This window comes from Arthrobacter sp. Z4-13, assembly GCF_054792705.1.
In genome coordinates this window covers 777,220-797,272 of the sequence record NZ_CP096459.1, presented here as the reverse complement: position 1 = coordinate 797,272, position 20,053 = coordinate 777,220, and the positions used below count along the sequence as shown (strand labels likewise).

Genomic DNA, 20,053 nt, shown 5'->3' with positions numbered 1-20,053 from the left:
CACAGATCACCAGCTCACCAGCTATTCGAACGGCCTACTTACCGAGCCCCGCCTTCCTCAGCGCCTCCGCCATCGCCGTATCCAATGGGGCTGGCTGGGCTGAACCGCTGCGGCCAGGCACTGGCGCGTTGCGTGCCGGCTTGCCACCCGATCGTCCCTGATCCTGACGGATGCCACGCTTCGAGCCGCCCTGGGCTCCGGCACGGGCTCCGGCACGCCCGGTATTTGAGCTAGCATCGCGGCCACTGGTCTCCGCCCTCCCACGCTCCTGGCTTTGCAGCCTGCCACCGGTCCTTCCAGAGGATGCGGCACCGGAACCCGCGGCACTGGAGGAAGGTTCGTCATCGAGCCGCAGCGTCAACGAAATCCGCTTCCGCTCAGGGTCTGCCTCGAGGACCTTCACCCGGACCACCTGCCCGGACTTCACTACCTCGCGCGGATCCGACACGAAACGGTTAGCCAGTGCCGAGACATGGACCAGCCCGTCCTGATGGACGCCCACATCCACGAACGCACCGAACGCAGCAACGTTGGTCACTGTCCCCTCCAAAACCATGCCCGGCTTGAGGTCGGAAATCTTTTCGATCCCCTCTGAGAAGGTCGCAGCTGCAAATGCGGGACGCGGGTCACGGCCCGGCTTGTCCAGCTCCACCAGGATGTCCTGCACGGTGGGCAGCCCGAAGGTGTCGTCCACAAACTCCCGCGGGTCCAGCGATGAGGCGGGCGCAGAACCGGCGGCGACAAGAATCTTGCGGGCCACGGCGTACGACTCCGGGTGCACACTGGACGCGTCCAAAGGTTCCGCTCCCCCAGTGATGCGAAGGAAGCCGGCGCACTGTTCGAACGCTTTGGCACCGAGGCGCGGCACCTTCTTTAGTTCGGCCCGCTTGGCGAAGGGCCCGTGCTCGTTGCGGTACGCCACGATGTTTTCGCTCAGCAGAGGCCCGACGCCGGCCACCCGGCTGAGCAGCGCGGGCGAGGCCGTGTTGACGTCCACTCCCACGGCGTTGACACAGTCCTCCACAACTGCATCCAGGCTCCGGTCCAGCTTCGACGCCGTCACATCGTGCTGGTACTGGCCAACGCCGATGGACTTCGGATCGATCTTCACCAGCTCGGCAAGAGGGTCCTGCAACCTTCGCGCGATGGAAACGGCCCCGCGCAGGGATACATCTATCCCTGGCAGTTCAGCCGCGGCAAGCGCGGAAGCAGAGTAGACGGACGCCCCGGCCTCCGAAACCACCAGCTTCTGCGGTTTGCGTTCAACGTCTGGCAGCCGCTTGATCAGCTCCGCTGCCAGCTTGTCCGTTTCCCGGGAAGCGGTTCCGTTGCCAATGGCCACGAGTTCGACGGCGTGCTGCCGCGCCAGCCGCACCAGCGTTGCCAGCGCCTCGTCCCACTTCCGTGCCGGGGCGTGGGGGTAGACCGTGTCGGTGGCCACGACCTTGCCGGTGCCATCCACCACCGCGACCTTGACGCCGGTCCGAAGACCGGGGTCCAAACCCAGCGTGGCACGGTTCCCGGCGGGCGCGGCCAGCAGCACGTCGCGAAGATTCGCAGCGAAAACACGAACCGCCTCATCCTCGGCGGCTGCAAACATCTTGCCCCGAAGGTCGGCCGTCAGCCGGGCCAGCACGCGGGACCGCCACGCCAACTGGGCCGTTTCCATCAACCAGGGGTCGGCGGGACGTCCACGGTCGGTGACCCCGAGGCACCTGGCCACAGCCGATTCGTACCGCGAGCGCGCGGCGGCCAGGGCGCCGTCGTCCGTGGGATCTGCTTCAGCGAGATCGAGCTCAAGGACGCCGTCCTTCTCGCCGCGCAGCAAAGCCAACACCCGGTGCGACGGCATGCCGGCCGGCGCCTGCGCGAACTCGAAGTAGTCAGCGAACTTCTGGCCCTCTGATTCCTTTCCCTTCTTTACGCGCGACACCATGCGGCCCTGCGTCCAAAGGCGCTCGCGCAGGGTGGCAGCGAGGTCCGGATCCTGGGCAACACGCTCCACCAGAATGGCCCGTGCACCGGCGAGCGCGGAAGCTGCGTCACTCACGGCGTGCTCAGGGTTAAGGTACTTGGCCGCTTCACGTTCGGGATGAAGCTCAGGCCGTTTCAGCAGCGCCTCGGCCAGCGGTTCCAGGCCCGCCTCACGCGCAACCTGTGCTTTGGTCCGACGCTTGGATTTGAACGGCAGGTAGATGTCCTCAAGCCGGGACTTTGTCTCAGCAGCGAGGATCATCTTCTGCAGCTCGGGTGTCAGCTGTCCTTGCGACGCAACAGCATCGAGCACGGTACGACGGCGGTCCTCCAACTCCCGGAGGTAGCGCAGGCGCTCGTCGAGGTCACGGAGCTGCGTGTCGTCCAGCGTCCCGGTGGCTTCCTTGCGGTAGCGGGCGATGAACGGGACGGTGGAGCCGCCGTCCAGCAGTTCCACAGCTGCCTTCACCTGCCAGGCTTTGACGCCCAGTTCAGTTGCGATCTGGCCATAGATTCCGTCCTCCCTCTTCGCGGGGGTGGACGGTGCGGGGGAAGGGGCATGCGGCAGTTGGGTCACCAGAACATCTTGCCCTAAGCGCTTGCGCGGCTCCACTGCCGCCGGGGCGCTGCTCTGCCGGCAAGGTATTCCGCTGCCGCCCGCAAAGTGCTGTAGTTGGAATACCGTCACAAGGAACCCATCGCTCGAGGAAGAGGGCATCATGCGGGAACTGCTTATTGTGTTTCAGGAGGGGTTCGAGGAAGCAAACATCACCGTGACGGTGAACGGCAAGGAGGCGCGGCGGGACCTGGACGTTTCCACGAATCCGATCCTCGGCATCGCGTCCGAGGTGTCCATAGAGCTGCCGGCCAAGGGCGCGCAGGTGGGAGTTGAAGTGACCAACCGGGGCCTCAAGGCGATCACGAAGGTCAGCGGAAAGCCCAAAAGCGTGCTCGTTTCAATCGAAGACGGCAGGCTCGTAATGAAGGAAGGGACGGGCCGGGAGGCGCTTCTCTAAGCCCGTCCCGCAGGCACTGGACGGGCCTCTAGTAAAACTCCATTTGCTGGAGTAGCATCTGATCACCGCCGGGACCCCAGAGGAGCCCGGCGGGCCAACTTCACTAGCTAAAGGCCGTCGGATGACCTTTAGCGCCCCTGCCGGGACAGCACACCGAGCAGCAAACGACGGCGGGACCCAAACCGGGTGCCGCCGTCGTCGCTGTCGCGTCGTTGCTGTTAAAAAGTCGTTTAGCCCGCGTAGGCCGGGTAGTCCGTGTAGCCCTCGGCGCCATCGGCGTAGAAGGTGGAGGGGTCCGGCTCATTCAGCGGCAGGCTCTCATCCCAGCGCCGTGCCAGGTCCGGGTTGGCGATGGCGGGACGGCCCACCACCACGGCGTCAGCGTGGCCGTCGGCCACCAGGGCAACGGCTTCCTCGCGGGTGGTGACGACGCTGAAGCCGGTGTTGACCAGGAAGGTACCGCCGAAGCGGGCGCGGAGGTCCTGAACCAGTTCCCCGCTCGGCTCGTGGTGAAGGATGCTGAGGTAAGCCAGGTTCAGTGGGGCGATGCTGTCCACCAATACCTCATACGTTGCCCGGACATCGGCTGCATCAACCTCGGCAATGCCCTGGACGTTGTGCTCAGGGGAGATACGGATACCCACCCGGTTGGCTCCGACTGCTGCCACAACCGCATTGACCGTCTCGATCACAAAACGTGCCCGGTTTTCCGGGGAACCGCCGTAGCTGTCCGTACGGACGTTGGAGTTCGGCGCCAGGAACTCGTGAAGGAGGTAGCCGTTGGCGGAGTGCAGCTCCACGCCGTCGAACCCCGCCTCAACAGCGTTAAGCGAGGCGGCGACGAATTCCTGGATGACCAGCGGCAGTTCGTCTGTGGTGAGTGCGTGCGGCACCGGGTACGGCTGTTTGCCGGACGGAGTGCGGACGTCGCCCTCGATAGCCACTGCGCTGGGGGCGACGATTGCGTTGCCGCCTGTGATGTCGGGATGCGAGACCCTTCCGCCGTGCATGACCTGGGCGAACATGCGGCCGCCTTCGGCATGGACGGCGTCGGTGACCTTCTTCCAGCCGGCCACCTGTTCCTCGGTGACGATGCCGGGCTGGCCGGGGTAGGAACGACCCGCCTGGCTGGGGTAGGTTCCCTCGCTGACGATCAGGCCGAGGGAAGCCCGCTGGCGGTAATGCTCCGCGATGAGGGGTCCGGGGATGCCGTCTTCGCCGGCGCGGAGGCGGGTCAGGGGTGCCATGACCAGCCGGTTCGGGAGTTCAAGTTCGCCAAGGGCCAGAGGAGAAAACAGCATGTGCGCGTCCTTTCGAAGTTTTCAACGTTCTGTCTGGCCCAACTGGGAGGCGCGTGCAGCTATTCCGGATGCGGCGCGAATCACAGGCTTGCCAACGGCGGGTGGGCGCCGAGCGCTGCGGGTATTGGGTGGCGCCGGCCACAAGGGGCACGACAGGAGCTCAGCGCGGCGCCCCGACGCCCGGGCACCCCTGTCCTTGAGGATTCACATTGCAGTCGTCGGCATAGTTGCGGGTGACCGACCGCCAGACGCTGATGGTTTGAGGCGGCGCATTGAACTGGCCTTGGCCCGGGATAGGCAGCAGAGGGCCGGCGTTGACGGAGTAGGTTCCCTGGAAGGTGGTGGTGAGCACGACCTGGAAGTCCCCCGTGGTTCCGTAGGCATGGCTTGTCCTCGTCTTCTCGCCCCACCGGTCCTGGGGCAGCGGGCCTCCCATCGACGGCTGGGGACCGAAGACCATGCCGTCGCCGTAGTTCCAGGTGTATTGGACTGGCGTAGCCACGATGTGCACCTTCTGGCCGAACATGGTGACGTCGAACTGCTGTTCAACTGCTTCGGCGTAGAAGTTGGTTTCGGCACCCCTGAGCGTGTGCGGACTGGGCTGCGCCACGACCGTTCCGGCGTTCACCGGCAAGCTTTCGAACTGCCGCTGAATGCCGGCGGCAATACGAGGCAGCAGATCCTCCGGTCGAGCATCGTAGAGGCAGGTCGGGCCGGAGTGGTGGGCCCAAACGGCGCCGGGAACTCCGCGGGGCCTGGATAGCCAAGTAACAGGAATACCGTCTTCCCCGTCGGGACCGTTGTTGCATTCGATCTGTCGGGCGAGGCAGGGAGTGTCGAAGTCGCCCCCACCAAGGTGGCACTGGAGTTCGTACTTGTACTCGTTCGGGTCGGTGAGGGGGACATTCGGATCGGCCCTAACAAAATCTTTGAGTGCAGAGTCCCAGCTGTAACCGACTACTTGGAGACCGGGATTCCATTCGCCACCAAATTCCGGATCACGGCCGCCGTCCCCGTGCGCGGGATTGGCACTAAGGCCAACGGACACGATTGCTGCCAGAAGGACGCGGAGCAGTAAATACCGGGACACTGCTAGCCAACGATGCTTCCGAGCTCAACTACAGTCCATCCGCCGCTTTCATGAGTGAGTATAAGTAGATTCCCCTGGTCGGGCTGCTGGGGATCTGTTCGAGCTGTGGATCCGTCAGATCGCATGTATGACAAAGGTTCTTGGTGGACTTGGACAGCGACTTTGTACTTGCCCTCTTGATCCTTCATAAACGTGGTGTCCGCGACAGGCGTCGTTAGCTTGCCGCCTACCAGCCAACGCCCCTCGGAGTGCCAGTCACGAATTACTTTTTTGACTTTCTGGCAAGCCGCACAGGACGGTGGTTCTACGCTTTCAAGAAGAACGAGGTCGCCTGTTTCATATGCATAACTCAGCACGCTAAACCAATACTTTGCAAAAGCCTCCGCGCCCTCCTTCGTCTCCGTCTTTGCCACTTCCGGCAGCACGGGTACGGGCACGTTTTGAGCGGGGCCGGACGCATCGGCCGGTTTGTAGACTGCCCTGGGCGTCGCCGTGGGGGTGGCTGTAGGGCTGGAAGAGGCTAGCTCTGTAGCAGCCGGGGATGGAGTGCCGGGGTCTGCAGGTGCTTCCCCCGCACAACCCGCCAGCATAAGTGCGGCAGCAACACCGAAGACTACAGCGCCGGAGCCCATGAGTCGGGACGTGAATATGTTGTGCGATGTCATGGGCCGCTAATCCCCCAGTAGTTTCAAGACGGCATGCTCCGGACAGTGACTTAAGGGTAGCCCAGGTCACATTTCAGCAATCAAACTTATCCACAGGTACCCGTCCTTGGTTCTACCACCCCAATTGCCCTGAAGAAAGTCATAGAGGAAGCCGCCGTGTGAAGTGCGGCAGCGTCACGCCGCCCACAAGGCCAGAAAGCAACTTCTCCGCAGGCAGGACCACCGCCCTCCCCCGCTCTGCCCATCAAAAGGGCGAGCGACAAAAAGTAGTGGCGGCCGCCGTCGGGCTCGTCCTGAACTGAGCACATCCGTTAGGGCACAATTTCGAACACAGCCACAGGAATGAAGGCATCAAACCCCTAGCGCATTTCTACGGGACGTAGAAGAATGGCGTCATGATGTTTGAACACCCAGATGGAAATCCGGTCCTGGAACTCGACGACGAGCAGTCCTGGCACCTGTTGGAAGGAACCAGGCACGGACGGTTGGTGGTCTCGGTTGCCGGCGAACCGGACATCTTTCCCGTCAACTACGTCAGCTCGAACGGCAAGCTGTATCTGCGGACCGCCCCCGGCAACAAGCTCGCCCAGCTGACCATCAACTCGACAGTGCTCTTCGAGGCTGATGGCATCCTCTCCGACGAGGCGTGGTCCGTGGTGCTTCGGGGAAAAGCCCGGGTTTTGAGCAAGTCGGCCGAACTGGCAGCCGTGGAGGAGCTGGGGTTGAAGTCCTGGGTGCCGACACTCAAGGACTTCTACGTCGAGATCGACCCCGTATCGGTGAGCGGGCGCCATTTCCAGCTCGGGGACCAGCCGGAGCGCGGCTTCTAGGAACCTAGACTAAAAGCATGGCGGACAAGCTGAGCCCGGAGCAGCGCAGCTGGAACATGTCCCGGATCCGGGGCAAGAACACCAAGCCCGAACTGCTGGTGCGCCGCCTCCTCCACGCCAAGGGATACCGCTACCGCCTGCACGGGCGCACCGGCGGCACCCGACTTCCGGGCAATCCGGACCTCGTTTTTGCCGGCCGCCGCAAGGTTATCTTCGTCAACGGCTGCTTCTGGCATTTCCACGACTGCCGCGTGGGCCTGCACGCGCCCAAAGCGAATGCCGAGTTCTGGGCAGCCAAGCGTTCACGCACCAAGGAGCGCGACGCCGGTCAGCGCCGGCTGCTGGAGGACGCCGGCTGGGAGGTACTCACCGTTTGGGAATGCGAGCTCAAGGATGGCTCAGCGCTTGAAGAGCAGCTGGTGCAGTTCCTGGAAACTGCCCCCTCCCCCTCTGGCCCGGGCCTCAATAAAGACCAATCTTGAGGCAATCTTTAGCCTTTGCCCCGGAAGCTCTTGATGTTGGTCAGGAAGGATGACTCCCGTTGTCCCGCTTGGAGGACTGCAGCACCAGAAGTCCGGAGCAACAACATCCCCTCATGCCAGCTAACTGTGACGCGCCAACAGGGCCGCATTCAAGGCCGACGCCGAGGTAGCACTGCTGTTGATGCCCCAGTCGGCCTCCTTCTGCAGGTGGAACCACACGAAGCCCACAACGTCGGGCTGGGCGGCAAGGTAGGACACCAGGCTGGTGATCCATTCAGCCTTGGAACCGCCGGTCTCGCTCGACGCCGTCTCGGCAATCAGGATCGGTGTGGCCGGCGCGAGGGTGCGGAGTTGCGCAATGCCGGGGGCAAAGAGGTCCTGCGGCGAAACCCAACTGCTCCATGCGGTGGACGTGCCCCAGTTGTAGCCGTCAAGGGCCACCACATCCACGTAGCCTGCGCCCGGATAAAGCCCCGCCAGCTCCGTGGAACCCCAGTAGGATACGTTCGGGGACCACACCCATTGGACGTTGCCGGCTCCGGTGGAGGCGACGACATCGTGGACGTGATGCCAGGCCTGGATGTAGTCGCCTGGCTGGTTTCCGTTCGCCGCTTCCGCCCACGGATACCAGTTGCCATTCATTTCATGCGCAAAGCGGAGCATCACAGGCTGGCCCCAGGCAGCAATGGCGTGGCCCCACTCGAGAATGCGGGCATCAAAGTCGCCGGCGGTGATCCGGTCAAGGGAGTAGGCGGCCTGCTCGACGCCGCCACCCCAGGCCCACGGCTCCCACGTCACCAGCGGAACAGCACCGCGGGCGCGCACCGCGGTCATCTCCCTCAGCGGAGGCGGCTGAAGAAAGTCTTTGTAGATAAGGACCATGGACGGGCTCTCCCCCGCCAACGCGGATACTTCATCGAGTTCTGCGGCAGCCAAAGCTCCGCCGGGGGTGGCCACTCCAAAACGCAGCGGGCCCGTGCTGACCTGAGGCGGCTGGGGCGCCGGGGCGGCCTCCACAACAAAGGAGGCGGTTCCCTTGATGGATGACGTCTTGGCTGTAATCGTGACGGTGCCGCTGGACCCGGCAGGACTGGTGATACCGGTGCTGAACGCGCCAGTGACAAAAAGGGGAATCACTAACGTTCTTACCGATCGCAACAAAGCAACTTCTCCATGTCGACATGCGGCCCCGGCACTGACTGTCGGTACAAACGCACCGGCTCAAGTATTAGGCGTAAAACCCGCAGTCTCATCAAGAAACGCACAATTCTCATCCGAAACAACTTTTGACTATGCGGAGCAGTCCTAATCTGAAGAGGAGCTAATGCCCCACTTAATCTCACAGTTTCCGGAGTGGAAGACCACTTCCGAAAGGACAACGATGACGCCGTCCGATGATGCCGACCGCCCCCTGGTGGACCAGTCCGTCCTGGACCGGCTGCGCGCGGAACTCGAGGAGGACGAGGGTTACTGCAGCGTCTTCGTGGGAAACTTCATCAACTACCTCCCGCATCGGATCGGGCACCTGAAGCTGGCCCTGACCACAGGAGACCTGGACGGATCAGTGGACGCCGTCCTAAGCCTGAAGACATCCAGCCAAATGGTGGGCGCCGAGCGGCTCGCCGGTCTGGCGGGAGCCTTGGAAGGCGCAATCCGGACTGAAGGGCTCGATGCTGACGCCGCCGTCGTCGTCCTCCCCAAGCTCGCAGCCTCGTTCCTTCGACCGATCAGCCGGTGCAGCCGCCAAACGATAAACAGGCTGCAGGCTCAGTGCTCGCCGGGAGCGAGCCTGTAGCCGACGCCGCGAACCGTCTGAAGCCAACGCGGCTTCTGCGGCGAATCACCAAGTTTCTTGCGCAGGTTCCCCATGTGGACCTCGACGGACCGTTCGTCCGCTTCGCTGATGTAACCCCCGACGTCGTAATCCTCGTCCCGCAGCCGACGCACCAGATCCGATTTGGTCCGGACAGTTTTGCCTGCTTCCAGCAGTGCGTGCAGGAGTTCGAACTCGGTACGGGTCAGGTTCATGTCTGCGCCGTCCACGGTTACCGTGCGGGATGCATAGCTCAGCTCCAGCCCGTTATGGCTGTAATTCCCCCGCTCGGGATGCGCTTGGCCCTCAGCTGATGCCTCGACACCTGTTGCTTCTGACGGGTCCGGGACGGAACGGGGACGGCGCATCATCGCAGCGATACGGGCGCGCAGCTCCCTGGGCCGGAACGGCTTGGTGAGGTAATCGTCCGCGCCGGATTCCAGCCCGATGAGGGTGTCCAGCTCGTCCGTGCGGGCCGTCAGCATCACGATATAGGCGTCCGAAAATTCACGGATCTGCCGGGAGACCTCAAAACCGTCGATATCCGGCAGCCCGAGGTCCAGGGTGATGACATCCGGATTAAGGGTCTTCGCCGTCAGGACGCCCTCGGCGCCGCTGCTGGCCACGGTCACGTCAAAGCCTGCCTGGGTCAGCACCGTGCGAACCAGTTCCCGAATGTCGTGGTCATCCTCGATGACCAGTCCGACACGTGCATCACTCATAGCGCCCCCTCAGCAGCCAACGTCTGAAGTATAGCTGGCTGCGGATATCCTGCTGATATGGCCTCGCACACCTTGCCCCGTAAGTTTTCGCGCCATGACTAACCCCGTAGCGTGGTCGTCCGGCCGGATCAGGTTCTTTCGGCGGCCCTTCCACGAGTACCGGCTGGCGGAGCGGGTGACGCTGAGCCAGATGCCGCTGTTTGTGACGACGATCCTGACAGCCTTCCTGATGTGGGCGTTTTTCCCGTCCACCATGAACAATCCGCTTTTTGTTGTGTTCCTTGTGTCGCAGGCCGCCATCATGGCGCTCTGCTACCTGGTCCCATGGGAGCGGCTGCCCTATACAAGCTTCCTGATCATTCCACTGCTTGATTTCATTTCCATTGCCCTCGGCAGGGAAGGCGGGCAGGAAAGCCTGACGGGTATCAGCCTGCTTGCAGTATTCCCGGTGATTTGGCTGTGCGCCTCCGGGTACTACCCCCGGGCTGCTTTGTGGCTGTCATTCTTGGCGCCGCTGGCAATCATCTGGGTTCCGCTGCTGATCAAGGGGAGCTTTACGGCACAGGACCTGGCACGGTCATTGCTTCTGCCCGTGATGATGCTCGGCATCGGCGTTTCCGTGAGTGTCCTGACGCTCAGCATGATGCGGCAACAGCGCGAGCTGGAGGATAAGGATGCCCAGCTGCAGACCAACCTGCGGAACAGCCAGCGGCAGGAAGCACTGTTGAATACTGTCCTGGACACTGTTCACCTGGGCGTCCTGGCGGTGGACGCCGACGGGCATGACGTACTGATGAACCGGAAGCAGCGGACCAACCACGAATTGGCGCGGCCCAAGGATGTAGCGGACCCTAACGAGTCCCAATTGCTCGTTTTCGGACCGGACCGCAAGACGCTGGTTCCAGTGCAGGACCGCCCCGTCCGCCGTGCCGTACTCGGGGAAACCTTCACGGACTACCTCGTCTGGCTGGGCTCCGGCACCGGGCAACGTGCCTTCGTGACCACCGCCCGGGCCATGAAGGACGCCGACGGGAAGTTCTCCGGCTCTGTGATCGCGTTCAGCGACGTCACGGACCTCGTCAACGCGCTGACGGCCAAGGATGACTTCGTTTCCAGCGTCTCACACGAGTTCCGCACACCCCTCACGTCGATCCTCGGGTATGTGGAAATCCTGCTTGACGACGAGCCGGACGAAACACAGCGGGGCATGCTGGAGATCATCCGAAGGAACTCGGAGCGGCTGCTGACGTTGGTTTCCGACCTGCTGTCCACCCGCAACGGGCAGCTGATCGTCTCCCCGCACGCCGTTGACGTGGCTGACCTCGTTCGCAGCAGCGTCTCCTCGGCCCTACCGAAGGCCGATGCGTCCGGTGTTGTGCTGGCCGCCGATACACCGGAGCAGCTGGAGGCCCACCTGGACGGGGCGCGGATTTCCCAGGTGCTGGACAACCTGGTGTCCAACGCGATCAAGTACTCCCCCGACGGCGGCAACGTGCTGGTCTCGCTGGCTCAGGAGGACGGCCACCTGGCCTGCCGGGTCAGCGATACCGGAATGGGCATGACCCCTGAGGACGCCTCAGAGGTCTTCGCAAAGTTCTTCCGCACCAGCAGCGTCCGCAGGACAGCCATCCCCGGCGTCGGTTTGGGCCTGCCGATCAGCAAAGCGATCGTAGAGGCCCACGGCGGGACCATCGAAGTGGAGAGCGCCCTGGGCAAGGGCACCACTTTCACGTTCCGGGTTCCGGTCTAAGACGTACGACGGCGGCGGCCAGTGCCAGCGTCAACCTTCGGCGCGTGCCTGCCGCACCACTTCGCCCCAGGACTGCCGGGCGAGGTCCGCGATGGAGGCGAGGATTTCCGACGGCGGCCTGGACAGGTCCAGCGGGAACTCCACGATGTCGATGTCAGTGTTGAGGATGCGGCGCAGTTTGACCTCGCCGGAGCCCGCGTAGACCAGCCAGGCGGTGGGAACCGCCAAAGCCGTGCAGTGCGCCAGCATCTGGTAGTGGTCCGCCGTGAGCGAGGCACCGAGGTCGGACGCGGCCTTGTACTTGGTGTTGTAGACCACCACAGGCTGCCCGCCCAGCAGGTGCACGGCATCTGGCCGCACGGACAGGCGGTCCGCGTCCCGTACCGCCTCACTCAGGAGCGCGTTGTACTGGAGCCGGAGCTCCCCCGGGTACGCTGCCAACGCCTCCCGCAGCGCCGTGCCGACGAAGTCCTCAAACACCTGCGCCATATCCACCACGAACGAAGCGGTTTGCTGTTTGCCTTGGCCGGCTTCGGCCGAGGCGTTGCGGAGGATCAGCTCCGCCAGGCGGAGGACGGCGTGGTAGCGGAGGTTCATCCGGGTCGCCGTCCACCTGGGCAGCGGGGCACCCGCTGGAAGGCGGGTGACGGCGTCGAGCTTTCCCTTGAGCTGGCGCAGCCTGCTCAGCACCTCGGGGCGGACCCGCGGCACCTGGCCCATCCGTTCCAGTGCGGCGCGGAGGATGCGGTTTTCGGCGATGTCCTCGCTGAACTCGTCATAGGAGACTTCCAGGGGCACCAGCATCCCGGGCCGCCGGGAGATCTGGTCCGAGATCCGGATTCGACCCTTAACCGTGCGGAGTGACTCGTCCACGGTGCGGTACCCCTGCAGCACCCCGCGGCCCAAGGCACGTTCAGCGAGCTGGGCCAGCGACTCAGCCAGCGCGCTCCACAGCTCCCGGTCCTCGATGGCCGCCACCGAATCCGGACGGAACCCCTGCTCGCCCGCGTAGCTGAGCAGGAACAGGAGCCGGCTGAGCCCCAGCCGGTCCTTGGGCCGCACATCCAGCTGCACCGTGCCAGTTCGCACGGAGCCCACCTTGCCCACCGGCTCGATCCGATACAGCCCCAGGCCCATCGGGGACGCCTTGGCCAGGCCGCTGGAGTTCAGGAAGGAGGCACTGGCCGGGTCCAGCCGTTCCACCATCCCCCGGGACAGTTCGTCCAGCACCAGGTGCCGGACGGACACGCCGGGGTCAGCGGCCCGCAAGGCGTTCCAGCAACCGGTCCAGTCCGAAGCGTTCCTCGAGCTGCGCCCGCGTCAGCTGGCCGTGGTAGTGCTCCTCAAGCAGGGGCATCAGCTCGTACTTCCAAATGCGCCGCAGCCCGGCAGGGGTTTGGGCCGCTGGCTTCATAAAGTACGACGGGCCGATCATCAGGTCCCGGTCCCACTCGTCGATGGCGCTGTTCAGGGCATCCAGCAGCAGCGCCGGGGTGGTGTCCAGCTGGCGTGCCTCAAGGAACCGGAGCAGTGAGCCTCGCACCGGCTCGGTCTGCGGGTGCAGCTCGATGAACGCAAAACGGCGGCGGATGGCGGCGTCCATCATGGCAATGGACCGGTCCGCGGTGTTCATGGTGCCGATGATGTAAAGATTGTCCGGCAGCGTGAACGGCTCGTTGGGGCTGTACTGCAGGTAGATCCGGTCATCGCGGTACTCGAGCAGGAAGTACAGCTCGCCGAACACCTTGGCCAGGTTGGCGCGGTTCATCTCATCGATGATGAGGAAGTACGGCTTCTTCTCGTTGCCGGGCTTGGCGGCTTCCTCGGCGAGGCGGCGGAGCGGACCGGCAACGAGTTTGAAGGACACCTGGCCTTCGTCCGTCTTGTCCGGCCGGTAGCCCTCGAAGAAGTCCTCGTAGGCATACGAAGGGTGGAACTGCACGAGTTTGACGCGCTCGTCGGTGCTGTCGTCGGCAAGTTCCGCGGCGAGGTGCTTGGCCAGGTAGGTCTTGCCGGTGCCCGGCGGGCCGTACAGCACCAGCTGCCGGTTCTCCTCCAGCAGCTCGGCAATTTCCTGGAGCGGCTCCAGCTCCATGTGCAGCGAGTCCGCGAACTCGGGGGTCAACGGACGGAAGCCCTCCTGGACGGGCGGGACGACGGCGGCCGCTTCAGCATCGCCGTCGGGCTCTGTTTCCGCTTCGGCAGGCAGCAGGGCCTGCAGTGCCTGCACCACCCTGGTCAGGTCCACAACGATCCCAGGTGTGGCCAGCTGCCGCTGGACGTGCCGGGGAAGGCTGGTAGTGGCGTGGCCTTCATCGAACCAGCGGACCTTCCGGCGCAGCCGCCGGTTGTCCTCGTTGTGTTCGGGCTCCCCCAGCACCACGCCCAACCGCACCTTTCCGCCGTGCTGGTACAGCGCCAGGTCCCCTGGCTTCATAACCGTCAAGAAAGCAAAGACAGCGGTTTTGGTGTCCTCGCGCTCCACATAGCCGAGGTGCTTGTAGTCCTCGTCCACGGCGTGCTGGACCACCCCCGCCGTGACGCCGGGGCCCAGCAGGCGGAGATGTTCGACGTCGAGCGTCACCTTTTCCTCGCCCTGCCAGGCGGTGAGCAGCTCGGTGTTGTCGCTGTGTGTGCGCAGCAGCCACGCCCGACGCCCGGGGTCGCCTACTTTGCGCCACTGGCTGACCAGCTGGCGGGCGTGCCAGTCGATGCGCTGCCCCGCTTGCTCATCGAGGTGCAGGCGGATGCGGTGGATGTCCGCGGTGATGTCCTCTTCGGCGTCCCCCTTCGCGCCGCCCACCAGCGAGGCGAAGGCGTCCCGGATTTCCTGGCGTTCCACGTCAGCGACGACGGGTTCGAAGTAGGTGGGCCAGGTGAGGAACTCGATACTGCGGCGGATTGCCGGCTGGTCCCCCGGCGTGGCGGCGGCGAGGCGGTGGAACTTCAACGGGTCCTGCAGCGCCTCGGCAATGTCCGCCGTCGGTAGCTGGTCCACGTGCTGCACAAACCGGCACAGCCATTTCAGGTGGTCCCAGATCGTCCAGTTGAACTCGGCGGTCCGGTCACGGATGACGCCGTGGTCCGTCAGGCCCTCGTACAGCTCCTCAGGCAAATCCAGCGCAGGCTCAAGCCAGGAGGCGGCCTCGGCCACGCGGGCGCGCTTGACCTTCAGGGACTTCACCTCATGGGCCAGCGGCAGCGACTGAAGGAACAGCAGCTCGACGGCCAGCTGCTTCGCTTCCCGGGACGCGCCGTCGAGGTTCTGCCGAAGGTTTGTCATCATGGGCGCCTTCGGATCCGGCGTGCCCCGTTCCAGCCTCTCCAGGAGCTCCGCCGCAGCCTCGGACGTCCAGGTCATGGTGCGCCCATCCAGCGCTGACGGTTTTCCCAGGAGCCCGGGGCCAAGCACAAACCATGCCGCGTCCTCAATCTCCTTCGAGATGCCGAGGGCGCGGGTCATGGCAGCAGTGGAAGCGGGGGTCATGGATTCAAACTTACAGGGTGAAGCTGAACGGGTGCTCAGAGAGCTGCCCGCGCCCCACCGGTCCAGGCTGCTACTTGACCGGTCCCGGCTTCTTCCGGCCGAAGGTGAAGTAGCCCACCGGCCCAATGAAGTTGATGAAGGATGCCGCGCGCCAAGCCGCCTTCGGACCGTTGATCATGGCCGCCGGGCGCTTGGAAATGTCCCGCTGCGCCGCAACCAACAGGGACACCTGCGTGATGCCCACCAGTATGGTGCCGGCCTTCGCGGACGGGGACATTTCCTTCCAGGTCTTCTTCTGAGCCATGCCTGCTTCTCCTTGGGTTGGGGTTTCAGTTTCCGGTACAGGCGCGCTCCAGTGCAACGGCCTGCACCGGTTCAGTGGACGGCACCAAAGCAGCGGGCGGCGTCCCGCTGTGTGTCTGCAAATTCAGCTCATGCCGTGAACGGCGCCAACCGTTCCTTCTGTTCTGGCGTGAGGCGCTGCACCCGGCCCGTAGCTTCATCCACAAACGCCAAGTGGCTGCTGGCCTTTACGCAATCCTCCCCCGTGACCGGGTCCTGGACCAGGTAGTGGATATCGAAGCTGGCTCCCTTAACGGCGCCGATCCACACCTGGACCACAGCGGGGATGTTCCGGTACTCAAGGGTTCTGACGTAGCGGATCTTGTGGTCCACTACGAGCGCCATGGTGCCGTCCGGGAGGTCGTTGAAAAGGGAGACGTGCGGCTCGATGCCTGGCATCCCCGCTCCCCGCGGCGGCCCAAACGCCCCGATCCGCGCTTCCTCCAGCATCCGGACGATCTGCACGTTGTTGATGTGCCCGTAGGCGTCCATGTCACCCCACCGCATGGGAACCAGGACCTCGATCCGCCCGCCGCGCTTCAGCAGGGCATCCGGCTGAACGTCCGCATCCTGCTGCCCCGCCGGGTTCTGATGCACGGCTGTGTCCTGCTGCACCGACGCGTTCTCCTGCACCGGGGCCTCCTGCGCGCTCAGCTGTGCACCGCCGTCGAATCATCCACCGGCAGTTCCCCGGCGTCCGTGCCTGCGAACTGGGACATGTACAGCCGGTGGTAGGGGCCTTCCGCAGCAAGGAGGACCTTGTGGTTGCCCTGCTCCACAATCCTGCCGTTCTCCATCACCAGGATGGTGTCGGCGTCGCGGATGGTGGAGAGCCTGTGGGCGATCACAAAGCTGGTGCGGTCCGTACGGAGCGCTGCCATGGCCTTCTGCACCAGCAGTTCCGTGCGGGTGTCAACGGAGCTGGTGGCCTCGTCGAGGATCAGCAGCGACGGGTTGGCCACAAAGGCGCGGGCGATGGTGATGAGCTGCTTTTCGCCGGCACTGACGTTGTTGCCTTCCTCGTCAATCACCGTGTCGTATCCCTCGGGGAGCGCACGGACGAAGCGGTCCACGAAGGTTGCCTTGGCCGCAGCCATGACCTGCTCCTCCGTGGCATCCAGGTTGCCGTAGCGGATGTTGTCGTAGATGGAACCGCCGAACAGCCAGGCGTCCTGGAGCACCATACCTACCTTGGAGCGCAGTTCGGACCTGCTGAGATGGGTGATGTCCACCCCGTCCAGGGTGATGGAGCCGGAGTTGAGCTCATAGAAACGCATCACCAGGTTGACCAGGGTGGTCTTTCCGGCTCCGGTGGGCCCAACGATGGCCACGGTGTGTCCCGGTTCCGCGTTAAAGGACAGGTCTTCGATCAGCTTCTTGTCTTCTGTATAGCTGAAGGTGACGTTCCTGAACTCGACGTGTCCGTCCGTTTTGGCCGGCAAGTGCCCTGTGGCCGTCTCAGCGTCCTGTTCTTCGGCATCCAGGAATTCGAACACGCGCTCGGATGACGCCACGCCGGACTGGAGCATGTTGGCCATCCCGGCCATTTGGCCCAGCGGCTGGGTGAACTCGCGGGAGTACTGGATGAAGGCCGTGGCATCGCCCAGGGACATGGACCCCGAAGCCACCCGAAGTCCGCCCACCACGGCAATGCCCACGTAGCTGAGGTAGGAGACGAACTGCATCACCGGGAAGATGATGCCGGATACGAACTGGGCTCCGAAGCTGGCCTTGTACAGGGCTTCGTTGCGTTCCTCGAAGCGTTCCAGCATGTCTGCGTCCCGCCCAAAGACCCGCACCAGGTCATGGCCGGAGAACGACTCCTCAATCTGGCCGTTCAAAGCACCGGTGTTCTTCCACTGGGCGGCAAAGAGCTTCTGGCTGCGCGAGCCGATGATCCCGGCAGCGACGCCGGACAGCGGAAGCGCCACCAAAGCAATAAGCGCCAGCTGCCAGGAGACGATGAACATCATGATCACAATGCCGATGACCGTCAGCAGCGAGTTAATCAGCTGGGCGAACGCCTGCTGGAGCGCCTGCTGAATGTTGTCGACGTCGTTTGTTACCCGGGAGAGGACGTCGCCGCGCTGGCGGGTGTCGAAGTAGTTCAGCGGAAGCCGGTTGAGCTTCTTTTCGGTGTCGTCACGGAGCCGGCGGATAACCTTCATCACGATGCGGTTCAGGACGTAGCCCTGCAGCCACAGGAAGATGTTGGCCACAAAGTACATCAGCAGCACCACGGCAATAAGGAAGGACAGCTTCTGGAAGTCGATGCCGCTTCCGGGTACCAGCTCCATCTTGGAGATCATGTCTGCGAAGTTGTCCTGCCCCTGCTGGCGCAGCCCCGCCACGAACTCTTCCTTGCTGGCGCCTGCCGGGAGTTGCTTGCCCACCACACCGCCAAAGATCACATCCGTCGCCTGGCCAAGGATCTTGGGGGCAATAACGTTCAGGACCACCGCGACCACCACCATCGCCACCACGGCATAGATGCCCGCGGCCTCCGGCTTCAGCAGTCCCATTAAACGCTTCGCGGACGGCCAGAAGTGTTCAGCCTTCTTTGCCGGCATGCCGCCGAACATGTCGCCGTCGGCTTCGGAAGGCTTGTATTCCTCTTCGAAGAATTCCTCGTCCTCAACGGCGCCGTCCTCGGCCAGCCCCGCGGCAACCTGGTCCTGGGAGGCTGCTGTCTCTTCCACGGTGGAGTTTCTCTTGCGGGGGCTCATGCCATTTCCTCCACGCTCAGCTGGGATTCAACAATTTCCTGATAGGTGGGTGAGGTTTCCAGGAGTTCCTCGTGAGTTCCGCGGTCCACAATGCGGCCGTTATCCAGCACCAGGATCTGGTCCGCTTCGGTGATGGTGGAGATACGCTGGGCAACGATGATGACCGTGGCGTCGGCGGTGGTGCGCTTCAGCGCCGCCCGGAGGCGGGCATCAGTGGCGACGTCAAGGGCGGAAAAGGAGTCATCAAAGAGGTAGACCCGGGGCTTGGTGACCAAGGCGCGGGCGATGCAGAGGCGCTGCCGCTGTCCGCCGGAGACGTTGGTCCCGCCCTGCGAAATCCGGGAGTTCAGCCCGTTTTTCTTGTCCCGGACAAAGTCGGCGCCCTGTGCCACCTCGAGCGCGTCCCAGAGTTCCAGATCCGTGGCTTCGGTTTTTCCAAAGCGGAGGTTGTGTTCGATAGTGCCGGAAAAGAGGTAAGGCCGCTGCGGCACCAGTGCCACGCGCTTGGTGATTTCGGCGCGGTCCAGCCTGCTGACGGGTACCCCGTCCAGGAGCACTTCCCCTTCGGCGGTGTCGTAGAGGCGCGGCAGCAGGGACAACAGCGAGGTTTTCCCCGCACCCGTGGAACCGATGATCGCGATGGTCTCGCCTGGTTTGGCGGTGAAGCTGATGTTGCTCAGCACCGGCGACTCCGCGCCCGGGTACGCGAACGTGACGTTCCGGTACTCCACCACGCCGGCCAGTGCAGCCGGGGTCTCCGGCCGTTCGGGATCGTGGATGGAGGGTTCGACGTCGAGCACCTCGCCGATGCGGTCCGCACACACCGAGGCGCGCGGGATCATCATGGCCATGAACGTGCCCATCATGACGGCCACCAGGATCTGCAGCAAGTACTGCAGGAACGCGGTCAGTGCGCCCACCTGCATCTCGCCTGAGTCCACGCGCTGGCCGCCGAACCAGAGCACCGCAGCGGTGGACAGGTGCAGGATCATGCCGATGGCCGGGAACATCAGGACAAACAGGGCGCCGATCTTCAGGGATACGTCCGTCAGGTCCTTGTTGGCCTCGCCGAACCGCTCGGTTTCATAGGGTTCCCGGACAAAGGCCCGGACCACCCGGATGCCGATGATTTGTTCACGCAGGACGCCGTTGATGCGGTCGATCTTCTTTTGCATCGCACGGAAAAGCGGCATCAGGCGGACCACCAGGTAGCCCACCACCACAACCAGGACGGGCACGGAGACCCAGACCAGCCAGGACAGGTTGAGGTCCTCACGCAGGGCCATGATGATCCCACCGATACACATGATGGGAGTGGCCACCATGAAGTTCAGCCCCATCAGCACCAGCATCTGGACCTGCTGGACGTCATTGGTACCGCGGGTGATCAGGGTGGGGGCGCCAAAGGTGTTGACGTCCTTGGCTGAGAAGCTGGTGACCTTGCTGAACACCCCCCGCCGCAGGTCGCGCCCGACGGCCATGGCCGTTTTGGAGCCGTAGTACACGCCGGCGATGGCCGTCCCCACCTGGATGAAGGCGACGAGGAGCATCACTCCGCCCGTGCGCCAGATGAAGTCAGTGTCCCCGCGGGATACCCCTTCGTCGATGATCTGGGCGTTCAGGCTGGGAAGGTACAGCGCAGCGATGGTGGACGCCAGCTGGAAGACGATAACGGCCACAATGTATGGCATGTACGGCCTGGAATACCGCCGTATGAGGGTGAGGAGCATGCCCACGGGTCCTTAGGAAGAGTTCGCGAAGTGGTGAGGCTTAAGTAGTACCAGCCGGGGCTGACAGCCTTAGCCTTCCCACTCTACGAAACTCCTCCCGGGGGTGAAACAGCTCCGCAAAAGAT

General features: G+C 63.8%; 17 protein-coding genes. 5 read left to right on the top strand and 12 right to left on the bottom strand.

Annotated elements, in window-relative coordinates; all coding sequences use genetic code 11:
• Window positions 1-34 precede the first annotated feature (34 nt).
• The gene (locus tag M1E07_RS05610; RefSeq protein ID WP_461189274.1) at window positions 35-2,551 is read right to left on the bottom strand and encodes a Tex family protein; all 2,517 of its coding nucleotides are present in this window, start codon (window positions 2,549-2,551) and stop codon (window positions 35-37) included.
• A 142-nt stretch (window positions 2,552-2,693) separates the two neighbouring features.
• On the opposite strand from M1E07_RS05610, the gene M1E07_RS05605 reads away from it, so the two are divergent.
• The gene (locus M1E07_RS05605) at window positions 2,694-2,990 is read left to right on the top strand and encodes a hypothetical protein (protein WP_461189273.1); all 297 of its coding nucleotides are present in this window, start codon (window positions 2,694-2,696) and stop codon (window positions 2,988-2,990) included.
• A gap of 230 nt (window positions 2,991-3,220) precedes the next feature.
• On the opposite strand, the gene M1E07_RS05600 is transcribed toward M1E07_RS05605, so the two are convergent.
• From M1E07_RS05600 to M1E07_RS05590, 3 genes are all read right to left on the bottom strand, one after another.
• Window positions 3,221-4,291, bottom strand: coding sequence for an alkene reductase (locus tag M1E07_RS05600; RefSeq protein WP_461189272.1), 1,071 nt, complete (start codon window positions 4,289-4,291; stop codon window positions 3,221-3,223).
• A 160-nt stretch (window positions 4,292-4,451) separates the two neighbouring features.
• A complete protein-coding gene (locus M1E07_RS05595; RefSeq protein ID WP_461189271.1) occupies window positions 4,452-5,381 on the bottom strand; it encodes a hypothetical protein in 930 nt (309 codons plus the stop codon).
• A gap of 2 nt (window positions 5,382-5,383) precedes the next feature.
• Window positions 5,384-5,971, bottom strand: coding sequence for a DUF6318 family protein (locus tag M1E07_RS05590; RefSeq protein WP_461190335.1), 588 nt, complete (start codon window positions 5,969-5,971; stop codon window positions 5,384-5,386).
• 470 nt (window positions 5,972-6,441) lie between these two features.
• Between M1E07_RS05590 and M1E07_RS05585 the strand changes: the two genes are divergently transcribed.
• Both M1E07_RS05585 and M1E07_RS05580 read left to right on the top strand, forming a co-directional pair.
• Window positions 6,442-6,876: a pyridoxamine 5'-phosphate oxidase family protein gene (locus M1E07_RS05585; RefSeq protein WP_461189270.1), complete on the top strand. Its 435-nt coding sequence runs from the start codon at window positions 6,442-6,444 to the stop codon at window positions 6,874-6,876.
• A gap of 17 nt (window positions 6,877-6,893) precedes the next feature.
• Window positions 6,894-7,358 (top strand): very short patch repair endonuclease, encoded by a 465-nt coding sequence (locus M1E07_RS05580; RefSeq protein WP_461189269.1) that lies wholly within the window; start codon window positions 6,894-6,896, stop codon window positions 7,356-7,358.
• A 120-nt stretch (window positions 7,359-7,478) separates the two neighbouring features.
• Here M1E07_RS05580 and M1E07_RS05575 read toward each other — a convergent pair whose 3' ends face one another.
• The gene (locus tag M1E07_RS05575; protein WP_461189268.1) at window positions 7,479-8,495 is read right to left on the bottom strand and encodes a glycoside hydrolase family 26 protein; all 1,017 of its coding nucleotides are present in this window, start codon (window positions 8,493-8,495) and stop codon (window positions 7,479-7,481) included.
• A 244-nt stretch (window positions 8,496-8,739) separates the two neighbouring features.
• Here M1E07_RS05575 and M1E07_RS05570 point away from each other — a divergent pair, with 244 nt between their 5' ends.
• The gene (locus M1E07_RS05570; protein WP_461189267.1) at window positions 8,740-9,153 is read left to right on the top strand and encodes an Hpt domain-containing protein; all 414 of its coding nucleotides are present in this window, start codon (window positions 8,740-8,742) and stop codon (window positions 9,151-9,153) included.
• Here M1E07_RS05570 and M1E07_RS05565 read toward each other — a convergent pair.
• Window positions 9,126-9,893 carry a response regulator transcription factor gene (locus M1E07_RS05565; protein WP_461189266.1) on the bottom strand — a complete coding sequence of 256 codons (768 nt, stop codon included), beginning with the start codon at window positions 9,891-9,893 and terminating at the stop codon, window positions 9,126-9,128. The two genes, M1E07_RS05570 and M1E07_RS05565, sit on opposite strands and share 28 nt — an antisense overlap.
• 94 nt (window positions 9,894-9,987) lie before the next feature.
• Here M1E07_RS05565 and M1E07_RS05560 point away from each other — a divergent pair, with 94 nt between their 5' ends.
• The gene (locus tag M1E07_RS05560; RefSeq protein WP_461189265.1) at window positions 9,988-11,643 is read left to right on the top strand and encodes an ATP-binding protein; all 1,656 of its coding nucleotides are present in this window, start codon (window positions 9,988-9,990) and stop codon (window positions 11,641-11,643) included.
• A gap of 30 nt (window positions 11,644-11,673) precedes the next feature.
• Here M1E07_RS05560 and M1E07_RS05555 read toward each other — a convergent pair whose 3' ends face one another.
• The 6 genes from M1E07_RS05555 to M1E07_RS05530 all read right to left on the bottom strand — a co-directional run bounded on the left by M1E07_RS05555 (window position 11,674) and on the right by M1E07_RS05530 (window position 19,928).
• Window positions 11,674-12,912 carry a 5-methylcytosine restriction system specificity protein McrC gene (locus M1E07_RS05555; RefSeq protein ID WP_461189264.1) on the bottom strand — a complete coding sequence of 413 codons (1,239 nt, stop codon included), beginning with the start codon at window positions 12,910-12,912 and terminating at the stop codon, window positions 11,674-11,676.
• A complete protein-coding gene (locus tag M1E07_RS05550) occupies window positions 12,899-15,130 on the bottom strand; it encodes an McrB family protein (protein WP_461189263.1) in 2,232 nt (743 codons plus the stop codon). Before M1E07_RS05550 ends, M1E07_RS05555 begins: the two co-directional genes overlap by 14 nt.
• A gap of 70 nt (window positions 15,131-15,200) precedes the next feature.
• Window positions 15,201-15,434 (bottom strand): PLDc N-terminal domain-containing protein, encoded by a 234-nt coding sequence (locus tag M1E07_RS05545; protein ID WP_461189262.1) that lies wholly within the window; start codon window positions 15,432-15,434, stop codon window positions 15,201-15,203.
• 128 nt (window positions 15,435-15,562) lie between these two features.
• Window positions 15,563-15,979: an acyl-CoA thioesterase gene (locus M1E07_RS05540; protein ID WP_461190334.1), complete on the bottom strand. Its 417-nt coding sequence runs from the start codon at window positions 15,977-15,979 to the stop codon at window positions 15,563-15,565.
• Window positions 15,980-16,122: 143 nt separating this feature from the next.
• Complete coding sequence (locus M1E07_RS05535; RefSeq protein ID WP_461189261.1) at window positions 16,123-18,198, bottom strand: ABC transporter ATP-binding protein; 2,076 nt, start codon at window positions 18,196-18,198, stop codon at window positions 16,123-16,125.
• On the bottom strand, window positions 18,195-19,928 hold the full coding sequence (locus M1E07_RS05530) for an ABC transporter ATP-binding protein (RefSeq protein ID WP_461189260.1): 1,734 nt from the start codon (window positions 19,926-19,928) through the stop codon (window positions 18,195-18,197). The genes M1E07_RS05535 and M1E07_RS05530 overlap by 4 nt, the downstream gene beginning before the upstream one ends.
• Window positions 19,929-20,053: the final 125 nt, after the last annotated feature.

What these genes read in the sequence shown, in the direction of transcription:
- M1E07_RS05600 (WP_461189272.1), bottom strand. Translation starts at nt 4,291, where the DNA reads ATGCTGTTTTCTCCTCTGGCCCTTGGCGAACTTGAACTCCCGAACCGG.
- M1E07_RS05590 (WP_461190335.1), bottom strand. Translation starts at nt 5,971, where the DNA reads ATGCTGGCGGGTTGTGCGGGGGAAGCACCTGCAGACCCCGGCACTCCA.
- M1E07_RS05605 (WP_461189273.1), top strand. Translation starts at nt 2,694, where the DNA reads ATGCGGGAACTGCTTATTGTGTTTCAGGAGGGGTTCGAGGAAGCAAAC.
- M1E07_RS05540 (WP_461190334.1), bottom strand. Translation starts at nt 15,979, where the DNA reads ATGCGGTGGGGTGACATGGACGCCTACGGGCACATCAACAACGTGCAG.
- M1E07_RS05530 (WP_461189260.1), bottom strand. Translation starts at nt 19,928, where the DNA reads ATGCTCCTCACCCTCATACGGCGGTATTCCAGGCCGTACATGCCATAC.
- M1E07_RS05560 (WP_461189265.1), top strand. Translation starts at nt 9,988, where the DNA reads ATGACTAACCCCGTAGCGTGGTCGTCCGGCCGGATCAGGTTCTTTCGG.
- M1E07_RS05570 (WP_461189267.1), top strand. Translation starts at nt 8,740, where the DNA reads ATGACGCCGTCCGATGATGCCGACCGCCCCCTGGTGGACCAGTCCGTC.
- M1E07_RS05565 (WP_461189266.1), bottom strand. Translation starts at nt 9,893, where the DNA reads ATGAGTGATGCACGTGTCGGACTGGTCATCGAGGATGACCACGACATT.
- M1E07_RS05545 (WP_461189262.1), bottom strand. Translation starts at nt 15,434, where the DNA reads ATGGCTCAGAAGAAGACCTGGAAGGAAATGTCCCCGTCCGCGAAGGCC.
- M1E07_RS05535 (WP_461189261.1), bottom strand. Translation starts at nt 18,198, where the DNA reads ATGAGCCCCCGCAAGAGAAACTCCACCGTGGAAGAGACAGCAGCCTCC.
- M1E07_RS05580 (WP_461189269.1), top strand. Translation starts at nt 6,894, where the DNA reads ATGGCGGACAAGCTGAGCCCGGAGCAGCGCAGCTGGAACATGTCCCGG.
- M1E07_RS05550 (WP_461189263.1), bottom strand. Translation starts at nt 15,130, where the DNA reads ATGACCCCCGCTTCCACTGCTGCCATGACCCGCGCCCTCGGCATCTCG.
- M1E07_RS05585 (WP_461189270.1), top strand. Translation starts at nt 6,442, where the DNA reads ATGATGTTTGAACACCCAGATGGAAATCCGGTCCTGGAACTCGACGAC.